A 13,449-nucleotide genomic window follows, 5' to 3' on the forward strand; every position below is an offset into this window, starting at 1 on the left:
ATGCTGCAGTGCACTTTACCAAGTCTTCCAGCTCGAAATTAAATCGATTAGCTCACCGCCCTCTTGACTTGCAGCCGATTCAATGGCGAGATCAAAAAGACCAAAGCGCTTTGGAAGACTCTTCGAAAGGTTGCGGTTCCTTTCTGAACGAGTCACAGTCCTGCAGCGTCGGCGGGCGGAATGGAGGTTCCGTCCGGGTGTATGTGTCCACACTGGGAGGAATACCGATGAAGAAGATGCTTCTGCTTGGCGCAGCGTTTGCCACGCTCGCCTTGTCCCTGCCGGCGCAAGCCGAACTGAAGTTCAAGCCCGGGGAAGACAAGCGCTTCAACTGGGCCAATTACGAAGAACTGAAGAAGGTCGATCTCAAGGGCGAGACACTGACCATCTTCGGGCCCTGGCGCGGCGAGGACGAAGGCCTCATCCGCACTGTTCTCGAATATTTTCAGGAAGCCACCGGCGCCGAGATCAAATACTCCTCGTCGGAAAATTACGAACAGCAGATCGTCATCGATACCCAGGCCGGCAGCCCGCCCAATATCGCCGTACTGCCGCAGCCGGGCCTGATCCAGGATCTGGCGTCCAAGGGCCTTTTGACGCCGCTGGGCGACGACACCGCCAAATGGATCAAGGACAATTACGGCGCCGGCCAGTCATGGGTCGATCTCGGCACCTTCAAGGACAAGGACGGCAAGCCGGGCTTCTTCGCCTTCCCCTACAAGGCCGACGTGAAATCGCTGGTCTGGTATTCGCCCGACAATTTCGAGGAAGCCGGCTACAAGGTTCCCAAGACCCAGGAAGAGCTCGCCGACCTCGAGAAGAAGATCATCGCCGACGGCGGCACGCCGTGGTGCATCGGCCTCGGCTCAGGCGGCGCTACCGGCTGGCCGGCGACCGACTGGGTCGAAGACATCATGCTGCGCACCCAGGCGCCCGACGTGTATGACAAGTGGGTAAAGAACGAGATCCCGTTCAACGATCCGGCGGTGGTCAACGCCATCGACATTTTCGGCAAGATCGCGACCGACGACAAGATGGTCGACGGTGGGGCCAAGGCGGTTGCCGCGACCGACTTCCGCGACAGCCCGAAGGGCCTCTTCTCGGTGCCGCCGAAATGCTACCTGCACCATCAGGCATCGTTCATCCCGACCTTCTTCCCGGAAGGCACAAAGGTTGGACAGGACGCCGACTTCTTTTACTTCCCGCCCTATGCATCCAAGCCCGAGCTGGGCACGCCTGTGCTCGGCGCCGGCACGCTGGCCATGATCACCAAGGATTCGAAGGGTGCACGCGCGTTCATCGAATTCCTGAAAATGCCGCTGGCACATGAAATCTGGATGGCCCAGGGCGGCTTCGTCACGCCGCTCAAGTCGGTCAACAAGGATGCCTATGCCAGCGACGCGCTGAAGAAGCAGGGCGATATCCTCGCCAATGCCTCGACCTTCCGCTTCGACGGTTCGGACCTGATGCCGGGCAAGATCGGCGCCGGCGCCTTCTGGACCGGCATGATCGATCTGGTCGGCGGCAAGTCGGCGCAGGATGTCGCCACCGACATCCAGAAGAGCTGGGACGCTATCAAGTAGTCAGCTGGCAAGCAGTCAGCTGGCAAGTAACCACTGCCAAGTGTTCAGCCGCTTTGGCGGCAAATTCAGGACTTCCTCCACAGACTGGATCCGGGCCGCTATGGCCCGGATCCGACCGGCGCCTTACGCCGGACCGATTTGCGTTCGTTCGTTTCAGAATAACTTAAATCGGCGCAGAGCCACATCGCCAGGGCTGTTCAAGGCCCGGCCGATCATGCGCAGGGAAGAGGGACCCATGGCTGCTCAGATCTTATCGGCCATTTTTGTCATCATCATCGGCGTCGGCGGCTGCGTCGCCTATTTCTGGGGCGCCAACAAGCTGGTCGACCTGATATTCCCGTCGCGCGGCGTGGCCGGGGCTGCGGCCATCGACAATCTGCGCCGGCAAGGACTGGTCCGTCCGTGGCTGTTCGTCGGCCCGGCGATGATCATCCTCACCGTCTACCTGATCTATCCGGTGGTGGCGACGCTCTGGCTGTCCTTCCTCGACCGCGGCGGCCAGCATTTTGTCGGCTTCGCCAACTATGAATGGGCGTTCGGCGACCGCGAGTTCCGCAACTCGATCCTGAATAACATCATCTGGCTCGCGGTGGTGCCCGCCGCCTGCACCTTTCTAGGGCTGATAATCGCCGTGCTCACTGACAAGATCTGGTGGGGCACGATCGCCAAGAGCCTGATTTTCCTGCCGCTGGCGATCTCCTTCGTCGGCGCCAGCGTGATCTGGAAATTCATCTACGAATATCGCGGCGAGGGCCAGACGCAGATCGGTCTGCTCAACGCCATCATCCAGTATTTCGGCGGTCAGCCGCAGGTCTGGATATCGCTGCCGTTCTGGAACAATTTCTTCCTGATGATCATCCTGATCTGGATCCAGACCGGCTTTGCCATGGTCATCCTGTCTTCGGCGTTGCGCGGCATCCCCGAAGAGACGCTTGAAGCCGCGGTCATCGACGGCGCCAATCCGTTCCAGATCTTCTGGAAGATCATGGTGCCGCAGATCTGGGGCACCATCGCCGTGGTCTGGACGACGATCACCATCCTGGTGCTGAAAGTGTTCGACATCGTGCTGACCATGACCAATGGCCAGTGGAACAGCCAGGTGCTGGCCAATCTGATGTTCGACTGGATGTTCCGCGGCGGCGGCGATTTCGGCCGCGGCGCCACCATCGCCATCATCATCATGATCGCGGTCATCCCGATCATGGTCTGGAACATCCGCCAGGCGAACAAAGAGACGGGAGGACATTGAGATGGCCGTCGCGACCGGAAAGTCCTTTGCCAGCCGCTTCGGCGTCCACATCGCCGTGCTCGTCTTCGTCGCCATCTGGACCGTGCCGACGCTCGGCATCCTGGTCTCGTCGCTGCGCGACAAGGACCAGATCATCGCCTCGGGCTGGTGGAACTCGTTCTCCAGCTCCAGCCAGACTGAAGCCGGCCGCCTGCCGCCGGCCTCGGCGCAGGTCGAGAAGGACGGCAAGTTCCTGCTTGCCGGCAATATCTTCGGCGACGGTGCTGCGCGCAACATCAGCGCCTTCGGCGTCAAGTCGGCGGCACCGACGCAATATCCGGCCGGCACCACTGCCGATCTCGGCGACGGCGTGACCTTGCAGCTCAATGCCGACGGAACGTTCGTCATGAGTTCGCCCAAGGCTTTCGAAGGCGACCGTGGCCAGCGCGTCTATTACGCCTCGTCGGCGCCGCCGAAATTCACCACCGACAATTACAAGACCGTGCTGTTTTCGGAGGGCATCGGCCGCTCGTTCATAAACTCGCTGACCGTCACCATCCCGGCGACGGTCATCCCGATCCTGATCGCCGCCTTCGCCGCCTATGCATTGGCGTGGATGCGTTTTCCCGGCCGCGCCTTGCTGATCGCCACAATCATCGGCCTGCTGGTCGTGCCGCTGCAGATGTCCTTGATCCCGCTTTTGAAGATCTACAACGGCGTCGGCATCTTCTTCGGTGTGCCGTCGAAAACCTATCTCGGCATCTGGCTGGCGCATACCGGCTTCGGCCTGCCCTTCGCCATCTATCTCCTGCGCAGCTATATTGCCGGCCTGCCGCGCGAGATCATGGAATCGGCGCGCATAGATGGCGCCAGCGATTTCGAAATCTTCGTCAAGATCGTGCTGCCGCTGTCCTTCCCGGTGCTGGCGTCCTTTGCAATCTTCCAGTTCCTGTGGGTGTGGAACGATTTGTTGGTGGCAATGGTTTTCCTCGGTACCGAAGGGGACCAGATCGTGCTGACCGCGAAGCTCAACGCGCTGCTCGGCTCGCGCGGCGGCGACTGGGAAATCCTGACGACATCGGCCTTCGTCACCATTATCGTGCCGCTGATCGTGTTCTTCTCGCTGCAGCGCTATTTCGTCCGCGGGCTGCTGGCCGGCTCGGTCAAAGGAGGTTGAGACTTATGCAAGCCGCTTTGAAGGCGACCTCGAAGCCCGATCTCGCCGTCGATCGCGACTGGTGGCGGGGCGCGGTGATCTACCAGATCTATCCGCGCTCCTATCAGGACTCCAATGGCGACGGCATCGGCGACCTCAAGGGCATCATCCGCAGGCTGCCCTACATCGCCTCGCTCGGCGTCGACGCCATCTGGATTTCGCCCTTCTTCAAGTCGCCGATGAAGGATTTCGGCTACGACGTCTCGGACTATTGCGACGTCGACCCGATGTTCGGGACGCTCGCCGATTTCGACGCGCTGGTTGCGGAAGCCCATCACCTCGGCCTCAAGGTGATGATCGACGAGGTGCTGTCGCACACCGCCGACAACCATCCATGGTTCAAGGAGAGCCGCGCCAGCCGTAGCAATCCCAAGGCCGACTGGTATGTCTGGGCCGGCGCCAGGCCGGACGGCACGCCGCCCAACAACTGGCTGTCGATCTTCGGCGGCTCGGCCTGGCAGTGGGACACCAGCCGCCAGCAATATTATCTGCATAATTTCCTGTCCGAGCAGCCGGACCTCAACTTCCACAATCTGGAAGTCCAGGACGCGCTGCTCGACGTCACCCGCTTCTGGCTGGAGCGCGGCGTCGACGGCTTCCGCCTCGACACCATCAATTTCTACTTCCACAGCCAGGGGCTGGAGAACAATCCGCCGCTGCCGCCCGAAGAGCGTAACGACCAGACAGCACCTGCGGTCAATCCCTACAACTACCAGGACCATATCTACGACAAGAGCCGGCCGGAAAACCTTGCCTTCCTCGAACGGTTCCGGGCGCTGCTCGACGAATATCCGGCGGCCGCCGCGGTCGGCGAAGTCGGCGATTCGCAGCGCGGGCTGGAAGTGGTCGCCGCCTACACCGCCGGCGGCAAACGCGTCCACATGTGCTATTCCTTCGATTTCCTGGCGCCGGAAAAGATCAGCGCCGCCAAGGTGCGCCAGGTGCTGGAAGCCTTCGGCAAGGTCGCCAGCGACGGCTGGTCGTGCTGGGCCTTTTCCAACCACGACGTGATGCGTCCGGCCTCGCGCTGGGCCGCCGACGAGGCCGACCCGGCCGCCTATCTGAAGGTTATCTCGGCGCTGCTGATGTCGCTGCGCGGTTCGGTCTGCCTCTATCAGGGAGAGGAGCTTGGGCTGGGCGAAGCCGAGTTGCAGTTCGAGGATCTGCAGGACCCCTACGGCATTCGCTTCTGGCCCGAATTCAAGGGCCGCGACGGCTGCCGCACGCCGATGGTGTGGGATGCAACCGCCAGCAATGCCGGCTTTTCGACGGCCAAGCCCTGGCTGCCGGTGCCGGGCAAGCACTTGTCGCAAGCGGTCAATGTTCAGCAGGGCGACGCGGCCTCGCTGCTCGAGCACTACCGGCGCTTTCTCGGTTTCCGCCGCCAGCATCCGGCCCTGGCCAAAGGCGACATCGAGTTCATCGAAAGCGAGGGCGACACCGTCGCCTTCACTCGCCGTGAGGGCAATGAGCAGATCGTCTGCGTCTTCAATCTGGCCAGCAAGCCGGCCGAGGTCGATCTCGGTGGTCAGGCGCTGCTGCCATTGGCCGGGCACGGTTTTTCGGGACAATCCGGCACAGGTTCCATCCGCCTCGGCGGCTACGGCGCCTGGTTCGGGCGCATCGACTGAGTTTTTGACGAAACTGGATTTTTTGAGGAAATCCAGGTTCTCTAGGGAAATCACTGGGAGGAAATTATGGCCGATGTCACGCTGAGACAGGTGAAGAAATCATACGGCAATCTGCACATTCTCCACGGCATCGACCTCGACATAAAGTCGGGCGAGTTCATCGTCTTCGTCGGCCCGTCGGGTTGCGGCAAGTCGACCTTGCTGCGGTCCATCGCCGGGCTTGAGGAGATCACCTCCGGCGAGCTGAAGATCGCCGGCGAGGTGGTGAACGATGTGCCGCCTTCCAAGCGCGGCATCGCCATGGTGTTCCAGTCCTATGCGCTCTATCCGCACATGACCGTCTACGACAACATGGCCTTCTCGATGAAGATCGGCAAGGAAAGCAAGGCCGAGATCGACAAGCGGGTACGGCAGGCAGCGGAGATCCTGCAGCTGACCAAATATCTCGACCGTCTGCCCAAGGCGATGTCGGGCGGCCAGCGCCAGCGTGTCGCCATCGGTCGCGCCATCGTGCGCAATCCGAAAGTGTTCCTGTTCGACGAGCCGCTGTCGAATCTCGACGCGGCGCTGCGCGTCGCGACCCGCATCGAGATCGCCAAGCTCAAGGAATCGATGCCTGCCACGACCATGATCTACGTCACCCACGATCAGGTCGAAGCGATGACGCTCGCCGACCGCATCGTCGTGCTGAAGGATGGCCATATCGAGCAGGTCGGCACGCCGATGGACCTCTACAAGAAGCCCGGCAATCTGTTCGTTGCCCAGTTCATCGGCTCGCCGGCCATGAACATCCTGCCGGCGACAATCGACAGGACGGGCAACCCGACAATCGTCAGCCATGTCGGCGGCCGCAAGGCAACGGTGCCGATCGCAACGCCGGCGTCAGCAAAGGGTGCGGCAGTCAGCTTCGGCGTGCGGCCGGAGGATCTGTCGGCCGCCACCGGCGCGGAATATCTTTTCGAGGGCGTGGTGGACTATGTCGAGCAACTCGGCGAGGTGCAGCTTGTCTATGTCGATATCGGCCGCGCTGACCTGCCGTTGGTGACCAAGCTGCCCGGCAATGTCGAGGTCAAGCGCGGGGCAAAGCTGCGACTGACCGCGGATGCCGGGGACCTGCACATCTTCGACGCCGATGGGCACTCCTTCTCGCTCAAGCCGGTGGAAGTGAAGGCGGCTTGAGATAGCTGCGTCGTACAGGCATAAAAAAAGAGCGGCGGGCCAGGCCCGCCACTCTTTTTTAAGCTTCGGCTGTTAGTTGTTGCCGAACCGATCCCTGTCGCTGCTCTGAGGAACGAACTTCTGTTGGTCGTCCGACGAGTTCAGCAGCTTGTAGACCGCCGAGTTGGTGCCGGTCGACGAAGTGCGGGTGGTGTCGACGGCAGCGGCCGGCTGGTTGGCGCCATTGGAGCCATAATTGTCGCTGCCGGCAAAGGCAGCGCTCGAAACAGCCAGAACGGCTGCGGTGGCGAGAACGATCTTCTTCATTTTAGTCTCCTGAATTTTTCTGATGCTGCCAGCTGCAGCGGATAAGCCCGCCACGTGCTGGAAACCGGCTTTTAGCGGCCGAAAAGGTTACGGTCGGCACCGTGGGCAGGCGCCTGCTCGGCTGGAGTCGACTTCTCAACCGAAGCCGTATGGCCACTATCGGTCGACGTAATCGCAGGCTGGTTGGCGCCGTTCGAACCGTAGTTGTCGCTGCCGGCGAAAGCGCTGCCGGAGATGGCCAAAACGGCGGCGGCAGCAAGGATGATCTTTTTCATTTCAAATACTCCTGAATTTTTTGGGATCCCGAGAGCGACGGGTTAGCCGCCCTTCTTTGGTCGGGATCAGCGATTGCCGTAGAGGTCGCGGTCGGCGCCCTGAACGACAGGCTGCTTGTCAGCGTGCGCCGGCTTCTGAATGGAAGCCGTATACGAGCTGTCGACCGAGACGGCTGGCTGGTTCGCACCATTGGAACCGTAATTGTCGCTACCGGCGAAGGCGCTGCCGGTGATCGCCAAAACGGCTGCGGCAGTGAGGATGATCTTTTTCATTTTTAGTACTCCAGTTTGTCTGTCCGTCTAGCGGCGTGTCTTGGGAGGAATTCGCGTCGTTCGGACAGCCCCGATGTGGGAAAGCCATAGGCTGGTTTCCAATCACGAAGTTGTTCCGTGTGGACCACGGTCCTGCACCTTGAAATTGTGCTAGGAAGTTCCTCTATGGTCATTTATCGCATTGTTTTCAGTTGCTTATGTCGAACCGAGTGGTTCGCTCCGGTGTCGGTTTCCGGGCCGTCGTTCACACCGTCCTGCACGCATTGTCAACAGAAACGAACCGTTCGGTTCGATTAGAGATTGCTAATAGTAACTTTTCGATACCGTTGAGCCCTTTTTGCCCCCGATCGGAACTGGATCCGCAGCGATTCGAAACGGCGATGATAGCGCCGCAAGACAGGATCTCAGCCCTTCGGTGGTCGGCGGGGCGTATGCGCGCGTGTCGCGCCGCATGGATATGATGTCGCTTTCATGCCGACGTCGCGATCGCTGCCGTGATTAGATGATCGCATCTCAGGTGCCGCTTCGTGACGACGCAGCGGAGAATTGGGAAGCCGGTCAGAATCCGGCGCTGCCCCCGCAACGGTGGTGGAGTTGAAGTCGCAACGGGAGACCACTGGGCAAGAGCCTGGGAAGGTGTCGCGATGGTCCGCAAGGACAACTCCAGAGCCCGGAAACCAGCCCGAGATGCATAGACTCGACTGATCGCGGTGGGCGGTCAAGAGGTGGATAGTGCATGTCCGGCGCCGCGCCGGCCTGCGTCCGATCCTTCCTCCATCACCACCAAGTTCAGTCCTTAAACCACGAGGACAGAACTATGGATACGCGCAACGACATGCTGAGGCTCCTGAACGGCCGCAAGCAAGGCTTTTCGCTGGAACAGCCCTTCTACACCGACCCGGACTATTTCAAGCTCGACATGGAGCTTATCTGGTATCGCGACTGGCTGTTCATCGGCCATGATTGCGAACTGCCGAAGCCCGGCAGCTATATCACCGTGCAGATCGGCGATTATCCGGTGGTGCTGGTCCGCGACCAGAAGGGCAACATCAACGCCTTTCACAATTCCTGCCGCCATCGCGGCAGCCGTGTCTGCAACACTGAGAAGGGCATGGCGGCAAAGCTTGTCTGCCCCTATCACCAGTGGACCTACGAGCTTGACGGCCGGCTGCTGTTTGCCCGCCAGATGGCCGACGGTTTCGACAAGAGCCAGTTCGGCCTGAAGCCCGTCGCCTGCGAGAGCGTCGGCGGCTACATCTTCATCTGCCTGGCGAAAGAACCTGCCGACTTTGCGCCGATGCGCGCCATGATAGAGCCCTACCTCAAGCCGCACCGGCTGAATGAAGCCAAGGTCGCCTTCGAGAGCACCATCATCGAGAAGGGCAACTGGAAGCTGGTCTGGGAAAACAACCGCGAATGCTATCACTGCGCCGGCAATCATCCAGAGCTGTGCAAGACATTCCCCGAAGCGCCGACGGTGACCGGCGTGCAGGGCGCCGACAGCGATCCGGAGATGCTGGCGCACTGGGCGAAATGCGAGGCGGCGGGCCTGCCGAGCAAGTTCCGCATCGATCCGGCCGGGCAATACCGCGCCACCCGCGCGCCGCTGCTGCGCGATGCCGTCAGCTACACGATGTCGGGAAAGCGCGCGGTGACGAAGAACCTGTCCGACACTGTTGCCGCCGACCGCATCGGCACCTTGATGCACTACCACTATCCGACGACCTGGAACCACATACTGATCGACCATGCGGTCACCTTCCGGGTGCTGCCGATCAGCGCCACCGAAACCGCGGTGACGACCAAGTGGCTGGTGCACAAGGATGCGGTCGAGGGGGTCGACTACAACCTTGAGGAGCTCACCCATGTCTGGACCGAGACCAACGACCAGGACCGCCGCATCGTCGAGGAAAACGCCTTCGGCATCCTGTCTCCGGCCTATGAGCCCGGCCCCTATTCGGAGCTGCACGAGGGCGGCGTGATCCAGTTCGTCGAATGGTACGCGGCCTTCATCGGCCCGCGCCTTGCCGAAGGCGGCCGGCCGGCGCTGCGCAGCGTCGCGTGAGCTGGAGCAGGCGAAGAGGGACCAGAGGATGAATGCGATGACGGATCTTGGGCTCTATCGCCATCTTGACCAGATGGCGCCGTGGAACGATAGGCTGCAGGTGCTGGAAGTGATCGGCGTCAGCGACGAGGCGCCCGACGTCAAGACCTTCACCTTCCGCTCCGACAACCAGACCTGGTTCCGCTACAAGCCGGGCCAGTTCCTGACGCTGGAACTGCCGACACCGGACGGGCCGCTGATGCGCACCTACACGCTGTCGTCGTCGCCATCGCGGCCGTTTTCGATCGCGGTGACGATCAAGGCGCAGGCCGGCAGCATCGGCACGCGCTGGATGTTCGACCATCTGGTGCCCGGTTCGCATGTCAAGGCCTACGGACCGGCCGGCGACTTCTCGTTGCACAGCCACCCGGCGGCCAAATACCTGTTCATTTCCGCCGGCTCCGGCGTGACGCCGATGATGTCGATGCTGCGCTGGCTGAACGACTGCGCGCCATGGACCGATGTCGGTTTCGTCAACTGCGCGCGGCGTGCCGAAGAGATCATCTTCCGCAAGGAACTCGAACTGCTCGGCGGCCATATGCCCGGCCTGTCGCTCGGCTTCATGATCGAGGAACGTTCCAGCCGCGAAGGCTGGTACGGCCATATGGGCCGCATCGATGCGATCCGGCTGCCCTTGCTGGCTCCGGACTTCCGCGAGCGCGAAATCTTCTGCTGCGGCCCCGATCCGTTCATGCGCGCCGTGCGCGGCATGCTGGATGCCGCCGGCTTCGACATGACGAAATACCATCAGGAGAGCTTTGCCGCGCCTGTGGTGGAGGAAATTCCGGCGCCGTTTGCCTCCCCGGTCGAGGACGGCATCGCTGCACCTGTCGAAGCCGTGACGCCGATCCGCTTCTCGCTTTCGGAGGTCGACGCCGGCTGCGTCGCCGGCCAGACCGTGCTGCAGACCGCGCGCAGCTCGGGCGTGCGGATTCCCGCCGCCTGCGAGTTCGGCCTGTGCGGCACCTGCAAGGTGAAGAAGGTCTCCGGCGAAGTCGAGATGAGCCACAATGGCGGCATCCTCGACCACGAGATCGATGACGGTTTTATCCTTGCCTGCTGCTCGAAACCATTGTCGGCGCTCGAAATCGAGGCTTGAGCCGGTCGACTTCGCCGCAACGGTCGCCGACGCAGGCGTTGTATTCGCGGGTCTTTGTCTTGCCAACCAACGGCCAAGTGATTTAGACGCACTTAGGAAGGGCTTGGCAGACCGTGAAGCCGGCGCATCCCTTCAGGGCGCATGGGACGGGGGACACAGCGATGCAACAGCGGGTCTACGCGGTCGCAAGCAAGGACATCGTTTTCGAATCATTCGATGGCGAAGCCGTCGTTCTCGATCTTTCGAACGGCAAGTATTTCGGCTTTTCCGATTCCGGCAGCCGGGTCTGGCAGGCTTTGTCGTCCGGCGTCGCCACTGAAGCGCTGGTCGGAGCTGCCGCGGGCGCCGCAAAAATAAGCCTGGCCGACCTCGAAAGCTTCGTTGCCCGACTGCTCGATTTCGGGTTGCTTGCGCCAGCCGAAACACCGGCACAACCGCTTTCGGGCGAGCTGTCGTCTGCGCTTGCTGCCAGCAATGAGCCGCTCAAGGTCGATGTCCATGACGACCTTGCCGATCTCATCATTGTCGACCCGATCCATGAGGTCGAGGAACCTCTCGGCTGGCCGGCGGTGAAACAGGCATAATCGTTTCCCTAAAGCGCGTCGCGTTTGAACGGACTCAGGCGACGCGGTTTAGATCTTTTATTTTATGCATGTCGTCGTCTCAAAACCGGGGCCACCCCGAGCGACATGCATCAGGCGACCCGGCGCAATTCTGGACGCTGAACAACCAACACATGCCTTTGATCACGCTGCAAACCCTGCCGGATTATGCCCGCCATGTGCTGGCGGCCGCGGAAAGCGCCGCCGCATTCTATCCCGTTACCGCCAGCGTGCGGTTGCCGGGACTGGAGCTGAGTGTCCACCTCGACCATGGCACGCTGGCGGAAGCCATGAGCCATGCCTTCATACCGGCCCCGGAAAATCCGTCTGCATCTGACGGCTGCCGCATTTTCGTCGCCCACCCGGGCATCGATGGCGTCCTCGCCCCGGCCACCTGGGGCCGAGGCGATTACAACCATCATGCCTTTGCCAACCGGCTGGAAGAGGCCGGATTGCGCGGCAGCTACTATCATGACCTCGATTTCTGGCAGTTCCATGATCCGCAACGCCATGTCGGGGCGCAGCTGATGATGGCGGCCGAGGCCTTTCCGCCATGGGAACAGGCGGCGCCGCTGCGCGCCTTCCTGCATTGGGAATATGCGGCGCGCGGCATGCGGCTTACCCATGCCGGCACGCTGGGCATCGATGGCAAGGGCGTGTTGCTGGCGGGCTCCGGGGGAGCCGGAAAATCGGGAACAGTCGTCGCCGGCCTGCTCAATGGGCTCGATAGCGTCGGCGACGACTATGTGCTGATCGACCGGACCGGGGGGGTGACGGCCTATCCGCTGTTTGCCACGCTCAAGCAGGATCCGGAGGGCTTCAAGCGGCTGAAGCTGGAGGAGCGGCTAAAGTCGTACCAACCGCTGAACTGGCAAGGCAAGCATGCCTTTCACATCGACGAGATCGCGCCTCGACCAACTCCTCCAAGTCTGGACATTATTGCTTTGATAGTGCCCCATATCAGGGGAGGTGCGAGAAGCTCGGTCATGCCCATATCGCGCAAGGATGCCATGATCGCCCTGGCGCCGTCAGGAATCGTGCAGATGCCGGGCGAGCGGGAAGCGGGCTTTCGCTTTTTCAGCGAGCTTACCCGCGATCTGCCATGCTACCGGCTGTCGCTGGGGACCGAGCCGCGCGAGATCGCCGGCACGATTGCGGATTTCGTCCTTCGGGGCTCCGCATGAAGTTGAGCGTCATCGTGCCGGTCTGCAATCGGGAGATCTATGTCGTTTCGACGTTGCGGTCCCTGCTCAGGCAACGCGACGATGCCGATCTCGATATCATCGTTGTCGACGATGGCTCGACGGACAGCTCCGTTGAAGCAGTCCGCGCCATCATGCGGGAAGCGTCGTGCATCCGCCTGTTCCAGCAGGCAAACCAGGGCGTGGCCAACGCGCGCAACACAGGGCTGAGGCAGTTGCTGCCGCAAACCGAACTGGTGTCGTTCCTGGATTCGGACGACGTCTCGCCGGCTGGACGATTCAAGACTGGCCTACCCCTGTTCGCGGCCGACCCTGCGCTCGAGCTGACCTACTCGCTGATGACGCGCGTCGATCTCATGGACGACGAAGCCCTTCAGCCGGCACCGGGCGGCGCAGGTCCCACCGTGCGCGGCGTCAGCCTTAGCGCCGGGATATTCCGCAGGGCACTCATCGACCGTACAGGTGCTTTCGACGAGGAGTTCCGGCAGGGCGAAGACGCCGACTATCTGCTGCGCATTTTCGAAACCAGCCCAAAGCACATTTTTCCCGACACCGTCGCGGTATACTACCGGCGCCACCCCGGCAATTTGACCAAGCAAAGGGATGTGGCGGTGCGCGAATACCTACGTGTAATTCAGAAATCCTTGCGGCGGCGCAAGGCCGATCCGTCGCGGCGCCCGGTCGAGGGGCTTTTCGAGATCAAGCGCCCGGCAGAGTGGTGAAAGAATGAATAGATCACAGCCTGGAATGC

At 61.5% G+C, this 13,449-nt stretch carries 13 protein-coding genes and 1 riboswitch; of the genes, 10 read left to right on the plus strand and 3 right to left on the minus strand.

Annotation, left to right across the window (positions count from 1 at the left end):
- Positions 1 to 227 precede the first annotated feature (227 nt).
- The 5 genes from NLY37_RS25390 to NLY37_RS25410 all read left to right on the plus strand — a co-directional run bounded on the left by NLY37_RS25390 (position 228) and on the right by NLY37_RS25410 (position 6,837).
- Positions 228 to 1,583: an ABC transporter substrate-binding protein gene (locus tag NLY37_RS25390; protein ID WP_023668892.1), complete on the plus strand. Its 1,356-nt coding sequence runs from the start codon at positions 228 to 230 to the stop codon at positions 1,581 to 1,583.
- A gap of 235 nt (positions 1,584 to 1,818) precedes the next feature.
- Complete coding sequence (locus NLY37_RS25395; protein ID WP_023668891.1) at positions 1,819 to 2,832, plus strand: carbohydrate ABC transporter permease; 1,014 nt, start codon at positions 1,819 to 1,821, stop codon at positions 2,830 to 2,832.
- A gap of 1 nt (position 2,833) precedes the next feature.
- Positions 2,834 to 3,988: a carbohydrate ABC transporter permease gene (locus tag NLY37_RS25400; RefSeq protein WP_023742570.1), complete on the plus strand. Its 1,155-nt coding sequence runs from the start codon at positions 2,834 to 2,836 to the stop codon at positions 3,986 to 3,988.
- Between the two features lie 5 nt (positions 3,989 to 3,993).
- A complete protein-coding gene (bglA, locus tag NLY37_RS25405; protein WP_031246394.1) occupies positions 3,994 to 5,658 on the plus strand; it encodes a beta-galactosidase BglA in 1,665 nt (554 codons plus the stop codon).
- 66 nt (positions 5,659 to 5,724) lie between these two features.
- Positions 5,725 to 6,837, plus strand: a complete 1,113-nt coding sequence (locus NLY37_RS25410) for an ABC transporter ATP-binding protein (RefSeq protein ID WP_023668888.1) — start codon at positions 5,725 to 5,727, stop codon at positions 6,835 to 6,837.
- A gap of 72 nt (positions 6,838 to 6,909) precedes the next feature.
- Here NLY37_RS25410 and NLY37_RS25415 read toward each other — a convergent pair whose 3' ends face one another.
- The 3 genes from NLY37_RS25415 to NLY37_RS25425 form a co-directional block, all read right to left on the minus strand.
- Positions 6,910 to 7,143 carry a DUF680 domain-containing protein gene (locus tag NLY37_RS25415; protein ID WP_023694259.1) on the minus strand — a complete coding sequence of 78 codons (234 nt, stop codon included), beginning with the start codon at positions 7,141 to 7,143 and terminating at the stop codon, positions 6,910 to 6,912.
- 71 nt (positions 7,144 to 7,214) lie between these two features.
- Positions 7,215 to 7,418 carry a DUF680 domain-containing protein gene (locus tag NLY37_RS25420; RefSeq protein ID WP_023742568.1) on the minus strand — a complete coding sequence of 68 codons (204 nt, stop codon included), beginning with the start codon at positions 7,416 to 7,418 and terminating at the stop codon, positions 7,215 to 7,217.
- A 66-nt stretch (positions 7,419 to 7,484) separates the two neighbouring features.
- Positions 7,485 to 7,691 (minus strand): DUF680 domain-containing protein, encoded by a 207-nt coding sequence (locus NLY37_RS25425; RefSeq protein WP_023668885.1) that lies wholly within the window; start codon positions 7,689 to 7,691, stop codon positions 7,485 to 7,487.
- Between the two features lie 498 nt (positions 7,692 to 8,189).
- A riboswitch (cobalamin riboswitch) is annotated at positions 8,190 to 8,391 on the plus strand.
- A 117-nt stretch (positions 8,392 to 8,508) separates the two neighbouring features.
- Between NLY37_RS25425 and NLY37_RS25430 the strand changes: the two genes are divergently transcribed.
- From NLY37_RS25430 to NLY37_RS25450, 5 genes are all read left to right on the plus strand, one after another.
- Positions 8,509 to 9,756, plus strand: a complete 1,248-nt coding sequence (locus tag NLY37_RS25430; protein ID WP_023668884.1) for an aromatic ring-hydroxylating oxygenase subunit alpha — start codon at positions 8,509 to 8,511, stop codon at positions 9,754 to 9,756.
- Between the two features lie 37 nt (positions 9,757 to 9,793).
- Positions 9,794 to 10,894, plus strand: a complete 1,101-nt coding sequence (locus tag NLY37_RS25435) for an FAD-binding oxidoreductase (RefSeq protein WP_023690258.1) — start codon at positions 9,794 to 9,796, stop codon at positions 10,892 to 10,894.
- 161 nt (positions 10,895 to 11,055) lie between these two features.
- On the plus strand, positions 11,056 to 11,478 hold the full coding sequence (locus NLY37_RS25440) for a PqqD family protein (protein ID WP_023696905.1): 423 nt from the start codon (positions 11,056 to 11,058) through the stop codon (positions 11,476 to 11,478).
- A 152-nt stretch (positions 11,479 to 11,630) separates the two neighbouring features.
- Entirely contained in the window at positions 11,631 to 12,680 is a 1,050-nt protein-coding gene (locus NLY37_RS25445) for a hypothetical protein (RefSeq protein WP_023742567.1), read from the plus strand.
- The gene (locus NLY37_RS25450) at positions 12,677 to 13,420 is read left to right on the plus strand and encodes a glycosyltransferase family 2 protein (RefSeq protein ID WP_023742566.1); all 744 of its coding nucleotides are present in this window, start codon (positions 12,677 to 12,679) and stop codon (positions 13,418 to 13,420) included. The genes NLY37_RS25445 and NLY37_RS25450 overlap by 4 nt, the downstream gene beginning before the upstream one ends.
- Positions 13,421 to 13,449 lie beyond the last annotated feature (29 nt).

This window comes from Mesorhizobium sp. C395A (assembly GCF_030323205.1).
Lineage (GTDB): Bacteria > Pseudomonadota > Alphaproteobacteria > Rhizobiales > Rhizobiaceae > Mesorhizobium.

Bases quoted from the DNA above. Each gene is read 5' to 3' on its own strand.
- NLY37_RS25400 (WP_023742570.1), top strand. From the start codon at position 2,834: ATGGCCGTCGCGACCGGAAAGTCCTTTGCCAGCCGCTTCGGCGTCCAC.
- NLY37_RS25420 (WP_023742568.1), bottom strand. From the start codon at position 7,418: ATGAAAAAGATCATCCTTGCTGCCGCCGCCGTTTTGGCCATCTCCGGC.
- NLY37_RS25450 (WP_023742566.1), top strand. From the start codon at position 12,677: ATGAAGTTGAGCGTCATCGTGCCGGTCTGCAATCGGGAGATCTATGTC.
- NLY37_RS25395 (WP_023668891.1), top strand. From the start codon at position 1,819: ATGGCTGCTCAGATCTTATCGGCCATTTTTGTCATCATCATCGGCGTC.
- NLY37_RS25445 (WP_023742567.1), top strand. From the start codon at position 11,631: ATGCCTTTGATCACGCTGCAAACCCTGCCGGATTATGCCCGCCATGTG.
- NLY37_RS25425 (WP_023668885.1), bottom strand. From the start codon at position 7,691: ATGAAAAAGATCATCCTCACTGCCGCAGCCGTTTTGGCGATCACCGGC.
- NLY37_RS25435 (WP_023690258.1), top strand. From the start codon at position 9,794: ATGACGGATCTTGGGCTCTATCGCCATCTTGACCAGATGGCGCCGTGG.
- NLY37_RS25430 (WP_023668884.1), top strand. From the start codon at position 8,509: ATGGATACGCGCAACGACATGCTGAGGCTCCTGAACGGCCGCAAGCAA.
- NLY37_RS25415 (WP_023694259.1), bottom strand. From the start codon at position 7,143: ATGAAGAAGATCGTTCTCGCCACCGCAGCCGTTCTGGCTGTTTCGAGC.
- bglA (WP_031246394.1), top strand. From the start codon at position 3,994: ATGCAAGCCGCTTTGAAGGCGACCTCGAAGCCCGATCTCGCCGTCGAT.
- NLY37_RS25410 (WP_023668888.1), top strand. From the start codon at position 5,725: ATGGCCGATGTCACGCTGAGACAGGTGAAGAAATCATACGGCAATCTG.
- NLY37_RS25440 (WP_023696905.1), top strand. From the start codon at position 11,056: ATGCAACAGCGGGTCTACGCGGTCGCAAGCAAGGACATCGTTTTCGAA.
- NLY37_RS25390 (WP_023668892.1), top strand. From the start codon at position 228: ATGAAGAAGATGCTTCTGCTTGGCGCAGCGTTTGCCACGCTCGCCTTG.